This window comes from Micrococcus sp. TCR-5, from assembly GCF_052220525.1.
Lineage (GTDB): Bacteria > Actinomycetota > Actinomycetes > Actinomycetales > Micrococcaceae > Micrococcus > Micrococcus luteus.
Map to the genome: position 1 here is coordinate 104,929 of NZ_JBQPDO010000003.1, position 12,994 is coordinate 117,922.

Consider the following 12,994-nt stretch of genomic DNA (forward strand, 5'->3'; position numbering starts at 1 on the left):
ACGTGACGGACCGCCCCACTCCACCCGACGAACGGGAGCCGACCATGTCCTCCGCCACCCCACCCCGCCCCAGCGCCGACGGCGCGCACCCCGGGCCCACGCCCGACGTCGTCTCCCCCGACGCCACCCTGCCCACCGGTGAGGCGGTCGTCCAGGAGCTGCCGTGGCGCTGGTCCGTCCAGGGCCGCATCTTCCTGATCGGCGGCCTGGGCTTCATGTTCGACGCGTGGGACGTCACGCTCAACGGCGTGATGATCCCGCTGCTGCGCGAGGAGTGGGCCCTGGACAAGGCCGACGCCGCGTGGATCGGCACCGCCAACCTCATCGGCATGGCCGTGGGCGCGTTCCTGTGGGGCACCATCGCGGACCGCATCGGCCGCAAGGCGGCGTTCGCGTGGACGCTCGCGATCTTCTCCGTGTTCACGATCGCGGGCGCGCTGACGGACTCCCTGCTGTGGTTCGCGCTGTTCCGCTTCGTGGCCGGTGTGGGCCTGGGCGGCACGATCCCCGTGGACTACGCACTCGTGGGCGAGTTCACCCCGCGCCGGCTGCGCGGCCGCGTCCTGGCCGCGATGGACGGCTGGTGGCCCGTCGGCGCCGCGCTGTGCGGCCTCGTCTCCGCCTGGCTCGTGGGCACGTGGGGTGACTGGCGCCTGCCCCTGCTGGCCATGGTCCTGCCGGCCCTGCTCGTGTTCGTCGTGCGCCTGGGCATCCCCGAGTCCCCGCTGTTCCTGATGAGCCGGGGCCGCGAGGCACAGGCCCGCGCCGTCATCGACCGCATGGTGGCGGCCACCGGCGCGCCTCGCCGGCCCTACACGATGCCCCCGGCCGAGCCGGCCCGCTCCGGCGGCGTCGGCGCGCAGCTCGCCGCGGTCTGGCGGTTCTCCCCGCGCATCACCGCGGTCGCCTGGGCCCTGTTCGTGGCCATCATGCTCGTCTACTACATCGCGCTGCAGTGGCTGCCGACGTTCCTCATCGACGCCGGCTACGCGGAGGGCCGCGCCTTCATCATGACCTCCGGCATGGCCGCGGCCGGCCTGCTCGGCGTGGTCGTGGCCACCGTGCTGATCGAGGTCACCGGCCGCCGCTGGCTGCTGGCCGTCAGCGCCGTCGTCGCGAGCGCCCTGACCGTCTGGCTGGCGAGCGTGCTGGACGTGCCCGCCGCGGTGCTGCCGCTCGTGCTGGCGTTCGGCTTCGTGGTGCAGGTCGCGATCCCGGTGCTCTACACGTACGTCTCCGAGCTGTACCCGACGACGCTGCGCGCCTCCGGCTTCGGCTGGGCGTCGGCGGCCTCGCGGGTGGGCGCGGGCCTGGGCCCGCTGCTCTTCGTGGGCACGCTGGTCCCCGCCCTCGGGCTGCCGGGGGCGTTCGCCGTCACCGGCGGGCTCGTGGTCCTGGCCTGCGCGGCGATGCTGGCGCTGGCCCCGGAGACCCGCGGCCGCGCCCTCGAGGTCAGCGCCGACTGAGCTCGCCGAGCACGCGCAGCAGCAGGGCCCGCTCTTGGACCTTGATGCGCTCGTGCAGCTCGGCCTCGGTGTCCGTGTCCAGCACGGGCACCGCGGCCTGGGCGAGGATCGGGCCGGTGTCCACGCCCGCGTCCACCACGTGCACGGTGCAGCCGGTGACCTTCACCCCGTGCGCCAGCGCGTCCCGGACGCCGTGGGCCCCCGGGAAGGAGGGCAGCAGGGCCGGGTGGGTGTTGAGGATGCGGCCGTCGAACCGCTCGAGCAGCGGGGCGCCCAGGATCCGCATGAACCCGGAGCACACCACCCAGTCCGGCGCGTAGGCGGCGACGGCGTCCGCGAGCGCCTCGTCCCACGCGCGCCGGTCCGCGTGGTCCTTCGGTGACACCACGAACGTCTCGATCCCGTGGGCGCGGGCGCGCTCCAGGCCGCCGGCGTCGGCGACGTCGGCGCCCACCGCGGCGATCTCCACGTCCAGGGCGCCGGAGGCGACGGCGTCGAGGACGGCCTGCAGGTTGGTGCCGGAACCGGAGACGAGGGCAACGATGCGCATGCGCCCATCGTAGGGTGAGGGGGTGTCCGCCCCCGTTCCCTCCTCCCCGCCCCGCCCGCCGCAGGGCGCCCCGGACCCCGGCCGCGTCCGCACCGGCCGTGCCCTGCTGTGGCAGTCCGTGGCGCTGCTGGGGATGGTGCTCTCCTTCTCCCTCGTGCTGCCGTGGAAGCTGATCGCCCTCGCGCTGGGGCTGGTCGCCCTCGTGCTCGGCGTGCGCGTGTGGGTCACGAGCCGCGGCGCCGACCGCTCGGGACTGCCCCGCGCGGTGGCGTCCGCCGGCATGGCGATGGCGCTGGTGGGCATGACGACGGCGGCGCTGCCGCTGCTCGCGTGGGACGCGACGGTCCAGCTCGAGCAGTGCGGCGCCTCCGCGCTCACCGTGCGGGCACAGCAGGCGTGCGCGGACGAGTTCACCCGTCAGGTGGAGGAGCGCACGGGGGTGCCCCAGCTGCGGCCCTGAGCCGCGGGCGTCAGTCCCGCGCCCGGCGCGGGGACGGCCGGTCGCGCGGGCCCGAGGCACGGTCGCCGGACCGCGGCGCCGTCGTCGTCCCGTCCCGGTGCCCGGCCACGGCCAGGGCCGTGAGGTAGCCGGCCGCGCAGCCCAGCGCGACCCATCCGGCGACGGCGGCGCACACCGCCCAGACGTGGGAGCCGATGTCCGTCAGCGTGCCGAGCCCGAGCGTCCCGGAGGTGAGGGCCAGCGGCACGAGCAGCAGCAGCCCCGTGAGCAGTCCGGTGAGCACGGCTAGGGCCAGCGTGGACAGCGTCAGGGACACCGCGCGGCTGCCGTGGCGGGTGTGCAGCCAGTCGTCGAGGTGGTTCTCCCCCTCCCGCAGCAGCCACACGCCGGCCACGACGCCGGCGCCGATCGGCACGGCCAGCAGGAGCAGCTGCCACGGCGACCACGTCCCGGGCAGCGCACCCAGCGCCGGGAGGGCGGGCGCGGTGGCCGGCGTCGCGCCGAACACGGAGTAGAGGCTGTCCGCACCCACGGAGAACCCCGGGCCCGCCGTCCACGCGATCGACCACGCGGTGAACGTGGGCAGCCAGCCGATCTGCAGCAGCGCCAGCAGCAGGCCGCCCAGCGGGCCGCCCCCGATCGCCTGGGCCACGGTGACGACGGCGGCCCACTCGACGGCCAGCCGCCCCGCCACGAGCAGCGCGTTCAGGCCCGTCAGGGCGAGCACGGCGACGGCCGCGGCGCGCACCACGGACCACGCGTACGAGCCGGCCCAGCGTTCGTACTGCGAGCGCCGCGAGATCCGCTCCGTGAGGTCCAGGCCGATCAGGTGCGCCCAGGTGCCGGCCTCGCGCCGCGCCCCCGCGAGGGCGGCGACGCCGAAGAGCAGGGCGGGCAGCAGCGCCGCCGGGGCGGGGTGGGCCGTCAGCTCGTCCGTGCCGGGCAGGAACGCCACGGCCAGCCCCACCAGGGCGTAGGCCCCCACCGCGCCCACGAAGGCCTGCCACGCCTGGTCCCGGTAGGACGCGCGGGCCAGGCGCCGGCCGGCCCGCCAGGACAGCGCGAGCGGGACCAGGGTCAGGCCCCACGGCACGAGCCACGCCGTGCCGGTGATGAGGTGATCCGGCGCGGTGGGCATGGCCGTGGCCACGGTGACGGGCACCGCGTGCAGGGCCAGCCACAGGACGCCGCCCACCTGGACGGCGCCCTCGATGGTCGGCCGCTCGAACCCGCCCGTGGCCCACACCGCGAGGGTGGGGACCATGACCGCCAGCAGGCTGATCATCGCCGTGACGAGCGCCTCGACCACCCCCTGCAGCCACAGCGGCAGGGGGACGGGGCGCAGCAGACGGGGCGCAGCGGGGCGGGAACTCACCCGTCCATGGTGCCACCCGACTCCGGGCGGCGCCTGGACGGGGGCGGGCCGCGCGGGCCGGTGCGACGACCGTCACGCGCCCCGAGAGTTCACCGCGGGGTCACCGGGCCGTCGTCGGCGGGTGTCCCGGCCGTGGTCCGGGGTCCTTAGCGTCGGCCACGTGCGTGTCGTCGTGGTCGCCGAATCGTTCCTGCCCCATATGAACGGGGTCACCCACTCCATCCTCCAGGTGCTGCGCCACCTGCGGGAGCGGGGCGACGAGGCGATGGTGGTCGCCCCGGCTGCCTCGTGGTCCGCCGGGTGGACCCAACGCGCGGGCGCCGGTGAGGCCCCCCGCGAGGTCGAGGGCTTCCCCGTGCGCACCCTGCCCTCCGTGCCCCTGAGCGGGTACGCCTCCGTGCGGGTGGCCGCCGGCACGGTGGGCCGGCTGCGCGGCATGCTCGCCGACTTCGCCCCGGACGTGGTGCACATCGCCTCCCCCTTCGTGCTGGGCTGGCGCGCGGTGCAGGCGGCCGAGGAGCTCGGCATCCCCTCCGTGGCCGTCTACCAGACCGAGGTCCCCGGCTACGCGGCCCGGTACGGCGCCCCGTGGCTGGAGGACGTCCTGTGGAGCCACGTGGCGCGCCTGCACAACATGGCCACGCTGACGCTCGCGCCGTCGTCGTTCACCGTCCGGCAGCTGCACCGCCAGGGGGTGCGACGCGTGCACCTGTGGGGCCGCGGCGTCGACTCCCGCCGATTCCATCCCGCCAAGCGGGACGAGGCGCTGCGCGCCGAGCTCGCCCCGAACGGCGAGAAGCTCGTGGGCTTCGTGGGGCGGCTGGCGCACGAGAAGCAGGTCGGGGACCTGCGGGTGCTCTCGGACCTGCCGGGCACCCGCCTCGTGGTCATCGGCTCCGGGCCGCTGCGCGAACAGCTCGAGCGGGAGCTGCCCGGCGCGCACTTCGCCGGCTTCCAGGGGGGCGAGGACCTCGCGCGCCACGTGGCCAGCCTGGACCTGTTCGTGCACCCCGGCGAGTCCGACACCTTCGGCCAGACGCTGCAGGAGGCGATGGCCTCGGGCGTGCCCGTCGTCGCCGTCGGCCGCGGCGGCCCCCTCGACATCGTGGACGCCTCCCGCACCGGCTGGCTCTACCCGCCCGGCGAGCTGGACGAGCTGCGCCGCCACGTCGCGGACCTCGTGTACGACGACGTCAAGCGGGCCGCGTTCGCCGACGCGGCGTGGGCGTCGGTGCAGGGCCGGACCTGGCCGGTGCTGTGCGAGCAGCTCGTGGGCTACTACGAGAAGGCGATCGCGGTGCAGGAGCGCCGCCGCGTGGAGCTGGCCCGCCGGCTGCTGACGGCGCCGTCGCTGCTGGCCGCGCGCGTGTTCGGCTGAACCCCGGGACGGACGACGGGCCGGACGCCGGACGGGCGCCCGGGTGTCGTGTCCGGAGTCGTGGCTAGGGTGGCGGGCATGGACGCCACCCCGCATGCCCGCCCCGCCGAGCCTGGCCCCCTGCCCGATCCCGCCGAGCCCCGCCGCCTCGCCGGCAAGGACGTGCACCCCGTCGGCCTCGGATGCATGAACATCGTGCACGGCTACTCCGGATTCCTCGACGACGACGCCGCCGTCGACCTGCTCACCCGCGTGCTGGACGACGGCACCGACCACCTGGACACCGCCACCCTCTACGGCGGCGGCCGCAGTGAGGAGCTCGTGGGGCGCGCGCTCGCCCGGGCGGGGTCGGGCGTCCGCGAGCGCGTGCTGCTCGCCTCCAAGGGCGGGCTCGTGCGGGACGGGCAGCGACGGATCGACGGCCGCCCGGAGACACTGCGCGCGCACGTGGACGCCTCACTGCGCCGGCTCGGCCAGGACCGGATCGACCTGTACTACCTGCACCGGCTGGACCCGGAGGTCCCCGTCGAGGAGTCCGTGGGAGCGCTCGCGGAGGCCGTCACGGACGGCAAGATCGGGGCGATCGGCCTGTCCGAGGTCTCGGCCGTCACCCTGACCCGGGCCGTGGCCGTCCACCCGATCGCGGCCGTGCAGTCCGAGTACTCCCTCGCCACCCGCAACCCCGAAGGGGGCGTGCTCGAGGCGTGCCGCCGCCACGGGACCGCCTTCGTGGCCTTCTCCCCCGTCAGCCGCGGCCTGCTCACGGACGCGCCGCCGCGGCTGGACCGGCTGGACGCGGGAGATCTGCGGCACCGGCTGCCCCGCTTCGCCGAGGGCCACTACGAGGCCAACCTGACGCTGCGCGAGGCGCTCTCGGCCGAGGCCGTCCGGCTCGGGACGAGCACGGCGGGGCTCGCCGTCGCCTGGGTCCTGGCCCAGGGCGAGGACGTCCTGGCGATCCCGGGCACCACCTCGTGGGAGCACTGGCTCGAGGACCGGGACGCGCACGAGGTGCGGCTGACCCCGGCCGACGTCGCCCGGCTGGACGACCTCGTCAACGACGCGACCGTGGCGGGGCCGCGCTACAGCGAGAGCCAGCAGGCCAGCATCGACACCGAGGCGGCGCCGCCGCGCTGAGCCGAACGTGGGGCCCGGGGTGGCCCGCGTCTCATTTCGGTAACAGAGCGCGCTCCCTGTCAGGATGGGCGTCAGGCACCGCGGCCTCCTCCGACCGCGGCGCGCCACGGGGGGCACCGCGGGGCGTCTCTACCCCGACGTCCGAGGAGGACACCATGAATGAGTCTCTGGAGACCCTGCGCGACGAAGTGTTCGCGCGCAACCCCGGCGAGGCCGAGTTCCACCAGGCGGTGTCCGAGGTGTTCGAGGCGCTGGGACCGGTGATGCAGCGCCACCCCCAGTACGTCGAGGCCGGGGTCATGCACCGCCTCTGCGAGCCGGAGCGCCAGATCATCTTCCGCGTCCCGTGGATCGACGACGCCGGCGTCGTGCAGGTCAACCGCGGGTTCCGCGTGGAGTTCAACTCGGCGCTCGGCCCGTACAAGGGCGGGCTGCGCTTCCACCCCTCCGTGTACCTCGGGATCGTCAAGTTCCTGGGCTTCGAGCAGATCTTCAAGAACTCGCTCACCGGCATGCCGATCGGCGGCGGCAAGGGCGGCTCGGACTTCGACCCCGCCGGCAAGTCCGACCGCGAGATCATGCGGTTCTGCCAGTCCTTCATGACGGAGCTGCATCGCCACATCGGTGAGCACACGGACGTGCCGGCCGGTGACATCGGCGTGGGCGCCCGCGAGATCGGCTACATGTTCGGCCAGTACAAGCGACTGACCAACCGCTTCGAGGCCGGCGCCCTCACCGGCAAGGGCCTGACGTGGGGCGGCTCGCTGGTCCGCACTGAGGCCACCGGCTACGGCGCCGTGATGTTCGTCGACTCCATGCTGCGCACGCGCGGCGAATCCATGGACGGTCAGCAGGTGCTGATCTCCGGCTCCGGCAACGTGGCCATCTACGCCGCGGAGAAGGCCGCCGCGCTCGGGGCCACCGTGCTCACCGCGTCCGACTCCTCGGGCTACATCGTGGACCCGGACGGCCTCGACCTGGACCTGCTCAAGCAGATCAAGGAGGTCGAGCGTGCCCGCATCTCCGAGTACGCCGAGCGCCGCGGCGGGCGGTCCCGCTACGTGACCGGCGGCAGCGTCTGGGACGTCGAGGGCACCGTGGCCCTGCCGTGTGCCACCCAGAACGAGCTCGACGAGTCCGCCGCGCGGACCCTGCTGAAGAACGGGGTGAAGGCCGTGGCCGAGGGCGCGAACATGCCCTGCACCGAGGCGGCCGCCCACCTGTTCGTCGACTCCGGGACGCTGTTCGGCCCGGGCAAGGCCGCCAACGCGGGCGGCGTGGCGACGTCGGCGCTGGAGATGCAGCAGAACGCCTCGCGGGACTCGTGGAGCTTCGACTACACCCACGACCGGCTCGAGCAGATCATGCGCGACATCCACGACCGCTGCGTGGAGACCGCCGAGGAGTACGGCACGCCCGGCAACTACGTGGCGGGGGCGAACATCGCCGGGTTCATCAAGGTCGCCGACGCGATGATCGCCCAGGGCGTGGTCTGAGGCCCGGCCCTGTCCCTTCCGTGATCCTCCGCCGCCCTGCGACATCACCGCCGTTCTGACGCGCGGTGATGTCGCAGGGCGGCGGTCGCTCAAGGGCGCCCGGCTCCTGCACAGGCCCCCCGACGTCGGGTGCCCTCCACCGCCGGCGCGGCCGACCCGTCGCGCCCCCGACGGGCCCACGAGACTGGGCCGCATGACCCTGCTCTCCGACCACTCGCGTGCGCTGCTCCCGGGACGCGGGCCCCTGCTCAGCGCGGCGGACCCTCACGACGGGGCGGCGCGGCGCCGTCTCGAACGCGCCTGGACCCGCGGGGTCCTCGTGCGGCTCTGCCCGCGCGTCTACATCAGCGTCAGCGACTGGGCCGCGCTGCGTCCGTGGGACAGGGCGGTCGTGTCCGCCGTCGCCCTCTCGATCGCCCGCCCCGCGACGGTGTTCACGGGCCTGACCGCGGCCCGGTTGCACGGTCTGGGGCCGGCCGTCGAGCCGCCCGTGCTCGAGCTGCGCGCCCCCTCGCCCGGGCATCACGGCGCCGGTCCGCTGACCCGCCGTCCCTTCGCCCCCTCCGTGGTGGCCCACGATCGCCGGCTTCCCGTCCCGCCGCGCCGCCGACCCCGGTGGGGGCTGCCGGAGGCGGCCCCCGCCGCGCCTCAGCCGGTCGAGGCCGTCCTGTCGGACGGGCAGAGCCTGGGAACCGTCCTGGCGGATCCGCTGCCCACGGTGCTGCTGGTGCTGGGGGCGGCCACCCCGTTCCGCGACGCCGTGGCCCCGCTGGACGCGCTCGTCCGAGCCCGGCCCGAGGAGGCCGCACGCTGGGCGAGGCAGGCGGAGAGCCGACTCAAATCCGCGGCCGCCCTCCGCCGATTCGAGCGGGCCTGGCACTTCGCGGACGCGCGGGCGGAATCCGCCGGCGAGTCCTACAGCCGGGCCAGCATCCACGAGCTCGGCTTCGTCCCGCCCACGGCGCTGCAGCATCGCCACCGGGATGCGAACGGACGCGAGGTGGCCCGCACGGACTTCTGGTGGGAGCAGGTGCGGGTGTACGGGGAGTTCGACGGGCTGGGCAAGTACGACCTGTCGTTCTTCGACGGTGACGACACGGCCCGCCGCGCCAGCATCCGCCGGGAGAAGGAACGGGAGGTGGCCCTGCAGCTGGTCACCCGGGCGGGCGCGCATTGGACGTGGGGAGACCTCCTGCGGCCGGACCGGCTGGCGCGGATCCTCACCGCCGCGGGCGTCCCCCGCTCGGTCTGATCCACGGCCGTCCCACGGGCCCGGTCCCGACCTCCGCGAGCCCGAGCGTTCGACCTCCGCTCTGCGACATCACAGCCGTGCTGCACGGCGGTGATGTCGCTGGGCGGCTGCCGGGCGGTCAGCAGCCCACATCAGCCCACCTCAGCCGGCCAGCGCCGCCCGCTGCTCGGGGCTGATGCGCACGGGGCGGCCCGTCTGCCCGTCGACGAACACCATGACGGACGTCGCGGTGGCGCAGAGGGTGTCGTCGACGCCGTCGTGCAGGGCGTAGCCCACGTGCACCGAGGCGGCCTTCACGGCGTCCACGCTCACCACCACGCGCAGCGGCACGGGGCGGTAGGGCATCTGGGCCCGGTACTTCACAGTGTGCTCGGAGATGAACGTCCGCACACCGGGGGCCACCCCCTCGAGGAGGTCGATCGGCGGGGCCTGCCCGCCACCGGCGCCGGTGTTCGCGGGCACGCCGAAGGCCGCCACGCGGGCCTCCTCCAGCAGCTGCACCACGGCGATGTTGTTCACGTGGCCGTAGGCGTCCATGTCCGCCCAGCGCAGCGGGATGCGGACCTCGACGGAGCGCGAGGCGGTCATCGGGCGGCCTCCTCGTCCGCGGGCCGGCCGTCGCGCTGCCCCGGGGCGTCGAGGGTCGCCGGCGCCTCGTCGTCACCGAGGATGTCCTCGCGCCAGGCCTCGGGCTGCACGTCCACGAACTCGACGGGCAGGATGCCCAGGTCCTCGAGCTGATTGGACAGCGTGGCCCCGTCCGGGCCGTAGCACCACGGGATGCCCGGGGTGGAATGGCGGGTGTCCTCCGCCCGGCCGCCCGCGAGCAGCGCCTGCGAGGGGGTCAGCTGCCGGATGACGATCGCCTTGACCCGGTCGGGGTGGCGCTGCGCGAACTCGGCGTAGATCTCGGGGTCGTGCTGGCCGTCGTCGCCCACCAGGATCCACTGGATGTCCGGGAACTGCTCGGCGAGGCGCTCGAGCTGGACCCTCTTGTGCTCCTGACCGGAGCGGAACCAGCGGTCCCTCGTGGGCCCCCAGCTGGTCAGCAGCAGAGCGCCGAGCGGGTAGAGGTTGCGGCCCAGGAAGCGGGTGAGGGTCTGCGCCACGTTCCACGCGCCCGTGGACAGGTACAGCACGGGGGCCTTCGGCTCGAGCTCGGCGATCCGGCGCAGCAGCACGGCGATCCCCGGAGTGGGCGTGCGGGCGTGCTCGTCGATCACGAACGAGTTCCAGGCCGCCAGCAGGGGGCGGGGCAGCGAGGTGACCACCACGGTGTCGTCGATGTCCGAGACCAGGCCGATCCGCGCGCCCGGCTCGCAGATGTACAGGTCCATGACGGCGTGCTCCTCTTGGCCGCCGACGTGGAGGGTGGCGGTCTGCCAGCCGGGCTCCAGCTCGACGTCCAGCACGACGTCGACGACGCCCATCCGGTCCGTGCGCACCGTGGTGCGCAGGTCCCCCACCTGCACCTCCACCTCGGCGTAGGCCATGGGCGGGGCCACGAAGTTGCGCCAGCCGCGCACGCCGTCCGCCACCACCTTCGACAGCCGACGGCCGTTCATGAACTCCTCGTCGGAGGCGATCACCACACGGGAGAGGATCCGCACCCAGCTGGTGCTGCCGTAGCCCGTGAACGCCATGACCGTCGGCACGTTGCCGGCACGCAGCGCGCGGGCGCGGTGCCAACGGTTCCACCCCTCCTGCAGGTGCGTGGCGACGTTCTCCACGGGAGTGGGGTCACCGGAAGGGGCCAGGCGGCCGCGCCGGGGCGCGGGCGTGGGGGCGTCGGAGGCTGCGGGCATGCGCCCAGTATTCCGCACCGTGCGCTCTCAGCGGATCTCGGGGACCAGCGCGGTCAGGCGGTCCAGCATGCGGCCGACCTTGCCGTTCTCGATCGCGGCGGCCACGTGCCCGTCCGCGAACCGCTCGCCGCGCACCAGGTAGGTGAACAGCGTGCCGAGGTCGGCCAGGGACGCCTCGGCGATGCCGGCCTCGCTCACCCGGTCCACGTTCCGCAGGTAGTCGACGTCGATGCCCGCCAGCTCCTGCGCGGCCACGAGGCCGGGGAACACGCGGTCGTCGTAGTCCGGGTAGACGCCGCCGAGGGTGCCGGGCGCGGGGGCGCCGTAGGAGGCGATCGGCCGGGCCTCGGTGCCGTAGCCGGCGGCGAGCAGCTCGCGCAGCGCACGCACGGCGGCCACGCGCTGGGGCGTGGGGGTCTGCGGGCCGGTGAGGGTGGCGTCGTCGTCGGGGGTCGGGAGGGGGTGCTCGGTCATGGCGGCTCCTCTGCTCGGGGGGGTCGGCCCCATTGTCTCGCGTGCGGTCCGACGTGTCCGGGCCCCCGCCTAGGCTCGGGGCATGAGCCCCGCCCTGCCCTGCCCCGCCGAGCTGCGCGCGATCGCCCTCGACGCCGCCCGCGCGGTCGTCGGCGACCTCGCCGCCGCCTTCCGCTCCCCCACCGCCATCGGGCCCGAGGCCAAGACCACGCACCACGACCTCGTCACCGTGCACGACCGACACACCGAGGCCCGGCTCGTCGCCGCGCTCACGACGGCGGTCCCCGGCTCCGGCGTGCTCGGCGAGGAGCTCGGGGCGCAGGCCGGCACCGGTGAGGCCGCCCGGCTGACCTGGATCGTCGACCCCATCGACGGCACCTCCAACTTCACACACGGCTTCGCGATGTTCTCGGTGTCCCTGGCCGCCGAGGTCGACGGCGAGGTGGTGGCCGGCGTCGTGCTGGACCCCGTGGGCCGGCTGGCGTTCTCCGCCGACGCGGACGGCGCCTACCTCACCCGCGGCGACGGGCCGGAGCGCCCGCTGGCCGAGGTCGGCCGGCCGGCGCCGGCCGGCGGCGAGCGCGCCCAGAACCTCGTGACCTCCTATCCGGCGGGCGAGGCGCTCGCGCGCGAGGGCGAGGACGCGCTGCGCCGCTTCGGGCGGCTCGTGACCGCCCACGCGACCGTGCGCCGCACCGTCTCCGGCGCCCTCGAGCTCGCCCACACGGCGGCGGGCTGGGCCGACGCCGCGCTGTACGTGGACACCAAGCCCTGGGACGTCGCGGCGGGGCAGCTGATCCTGCGCCGCGCCGGGGGCAGGTGGCTCACGCCGGACCCGGCCGCGCCGTCGTCGGGCCGGCTCGTCGACGACGGCCCGCGCGCCCACACGTGCCCGTTCGCGCTCGCCGTCGCCCCGGGCCGCGAGGCGCCGACGACGGCGGCGGTGCTGGGTGACATCGTCGCCTCGCGGGCGACCGACCATGTATAGAGTGGATGTGAGCCCGATCTCAGCGCCGCGCCCGACGGCGCCCGTCCCGGCATGCCAGGAGGCCCCGATGACCCAGCAGCACCACGACACCGACGACGCCCCGTCGATGCAGCGCCCCGATCCGGTCGCGGAGCCCGGGGACCACCTGATGTTCGAGCACCCGGACGGCGAGGCCGTCCTGGTGCTGGACGAGGACCAGGTCTGGCGACTGCTGGGCCGCGTGGGCCACGCGCGCCTCGGGCTGGCCGTGGACGGGCGGCCGGACATCGTGCCGGTGAACGTGCGGGCCCACGACGGCGCCATCTACTTCCGCACCGCGCCCGGCTCGAAGCTCGCCGAGCTCACGGTGAACCCGCGCGTCGTGGTGCAGGCCGACGGGATCCTGGCCGACCAGGCCTGGTCCGTGCTCGTGCACGGCACCGCGCGCCGCCTGGACACGGAGGCGGAGATCGCGGAGGCCGAGTCCCTCGGCATCGAACCGTGGGTGCCGACGCTGAAGGACTTCTACGTCCGCGTGGACGTCCAGCGCGTGTCCGGCCGCCACTTCGTGTTCGGCCCGCACCCCGAGCGCAACGAGTCCCAGACCGACTGAGCCGCCGGCAGGACGCGTGGG

Annotated in this window: 13 protein-coding genes; 8 read left to right on the forward strand and 5 right to left on the reverse strand. The window is 74.9% G+C overall.

The genetic code is table 11. From position 1 onward, the window contains the following. The first annotated feature begins 44 nt into the window (after positions 1 to 44). Positions 45 to 1,466 (forward strand): MFS transporter, encoded by a 1,422-nt coding sequence (locus tag ACTSKS_RS03200; protein ID WP_442927289.1) that lies wholly within the window; start codon positions 45 to 47, stop codon positions 1,464 to 1,466. Here the strand turns inward: ACTSKS_RS03200 and purN are convergent. Continuing rightward, positions 1,453 to 2,016: a phosphoribosylglycinamide formyltransferase gene (gene purN / locus ACTSKS_RS03205; RefSeq protein ID WP_041102979.1), complete on the reverse strand. Its 564-nt coding sequence runs from the start codon at positions 2,014 to 2,016 to the stop codon at positions 1,453 to 1,455. The two genes, ACTSKS_RS03200 and purN, sit on opposite strands and share 14 nt — an antisense overlap. A gap of 22 nt (positions 2,017 to 2,038) precedes the next feature. On the opposite strand from purN, the gene ACTSKS_RS03210 reads away from it, so the two are divergent. Then, positions 2,039 to 2,476, forward strand: coding sequence for a hypothetical protein (locus tag ACTSKS_RS03210; protein WP_020621608.1), 438 nt, complete (start codon positions 2,039 to 2,041; stop codon positions 2,474 to 2,476). 10 nt (positions 2,477 to 2,486) lie between these two features. Here the strand turns inward: ACTSKS_RS03210 and ACTSKS_RS03215 are convergent, their stop codons facing one another. Beyond that, positions 2,487 to 3,851 carry a cell division protein PerM gene (locus ACTSKS_RS03215; RefSeq protein ID WP_230594448.1) on the reverse strand — a complete coding sequence of 455 codons (1,365 nt, stop codon included), beginning with the start codon at positions 3,849 to 3,851 and terminating at the stop codon, positions 2,487 to 2,489. Positions 3,852 to 4,011: 160 nt separating this feature from the next. On the opposite strand from ACTSKS_RS03215, the gene ACTSKS_RS03220 reads away from it, so the two are divergent. The 4 genes from ACTSKS_RS03220 (at position 4,012) to ACTSKS_RS03235 (ending at position 9,114) form a co-directional block, all read left to right on the forward strand. Further along, positions 4,012 to 5,229, forward strand: a complete 1,218-nt coding sequence (locus tag ACTSKS_RS03220) for a glycosyltransferase family 4 protein (RefSeq protein WP_041102988.1) — start codon at positions 4,012 to 4,014, stop codon at positions 5,227 to 5,229. 78 nt (positions 5,230 to 5,307) lie between these two features. Then, positions 5,308 to 6,366, forward strand: coding sequence for an aldo/keto reductase (locus ACTSKS_RS03225; protein ID WP_052006988.1), 1,059 nt, complete (start codon positions 5,308 to 5,310; stop codon positions 6,364 to 6,366). Between the two features lie 155 nt (positions 6,367 to 6,521). Beyond that, positions 6,522 to 7,862, forward strand: a complete 1,341-nt coding sequence (gdhA, locus tag ACTSKS_RS03230) for an NADP-specific glutamate dehydrogenase (RefSeq protein WP_036382024.1) — start codon at positions 6,522 to 6,524, stop codon at positions 7,860 to 7,862. A 193-nt stretch (positions 7,863 to 8,055) separates the two neighbouring features. Further along, on the forward strand, positions 8,056 to 9,114 hold the full coding sequence (locus tag ACTSKS_RS03235) for a hypothetical protein (RefSeq protein WP_020621603.1): 1,059 nt from the start codon (positions 8,056 to 8,058) through the stop codon (positions 9,112 to 9,114). Positions 9,115 to 9,255: 141 nt separating this feature from the next. Here ACTSKS_RS03235 and ACTSKS_RS03240 read toward each other — a convergent pair whose 3' ends face one another. From ACTSKS_RS03240 to ACTSKS_RS03250, 3 genes are read right to left on the reverse strand one after another with little or no spacing between them, the layout of a single operon-like run. Then, positions 9,256 to 9,702 carry an acyl-CoA thioesterase gene (locus ACTSKS_RS03240; RefSeq protein ID WP_002853740.1) on the reverse strand — a complete coding sequence of 149 codons (447 nt, stop codon included), beginning with the start codon at positions 9,700 to 9,702 and terminating at the stop codon, positions 9,256 to 9,258. Then, on the reverse strand, positions 9,699 to 10,919 hold the full coding sequence (locus tag ACTSKS_RS03245; protein ID WP_061866956.1) for an App1 family protein: 1,221 nt from the start codon (positions 10,917 to 10,919) through the stop codon (positions 9,699 to 9,701). The genes ACTSKS_RS03240 and ACTSKS_RS03245 overlap by 4 nt, the downstream gene beginning before the upstream one ends. A gap of 27 nt (positions 10,920 to 10,946) precedes the next feature. Then, positions 10,947 to 11,393, reverse strand: coding sequence for a DUF6508 domain-containing protein (locus ACTSKS_RS03250; protein ID WP_020621601.1), 447 nt, complete (start codon positions 11,391 to 11,393; stop codon positions 10,947 to 10,949). Between the two features lie 82 nt (positions 11,394 to 11,475). Between ACTSKS_RS03250 and ACTSKS_RS03255 the strand changes: the two genes are divergently transcribed. Next, a complete protein-coding gene (locus ACTSKS_RS03255) occupies positions 11,476 to 12,381 on the forward strand; it encodes an inositol monophosphatase family protein (RefSeq protein ID WP_041103040.1) in 906 nt (301 codons plus the stop codon). A gap of 67 nt (positions 12,382 to 12,448) precedes the next feature. Continuing rightward, on the forward strand, positions 12,449 to 12,973 hold the full coding sequence (locus ACTSKS_RS03260) for a pyridoxamine 5'-phosphate oxidase family protein (RefSeq protein ID WP_020621599.1): 525 nt from the start codon (positions 12,449 to 12,451) through the stop codon (positions 12,971 to 12,973). Positions 12,974 to 12,994 lie beyond the last annotated feature (21 nt).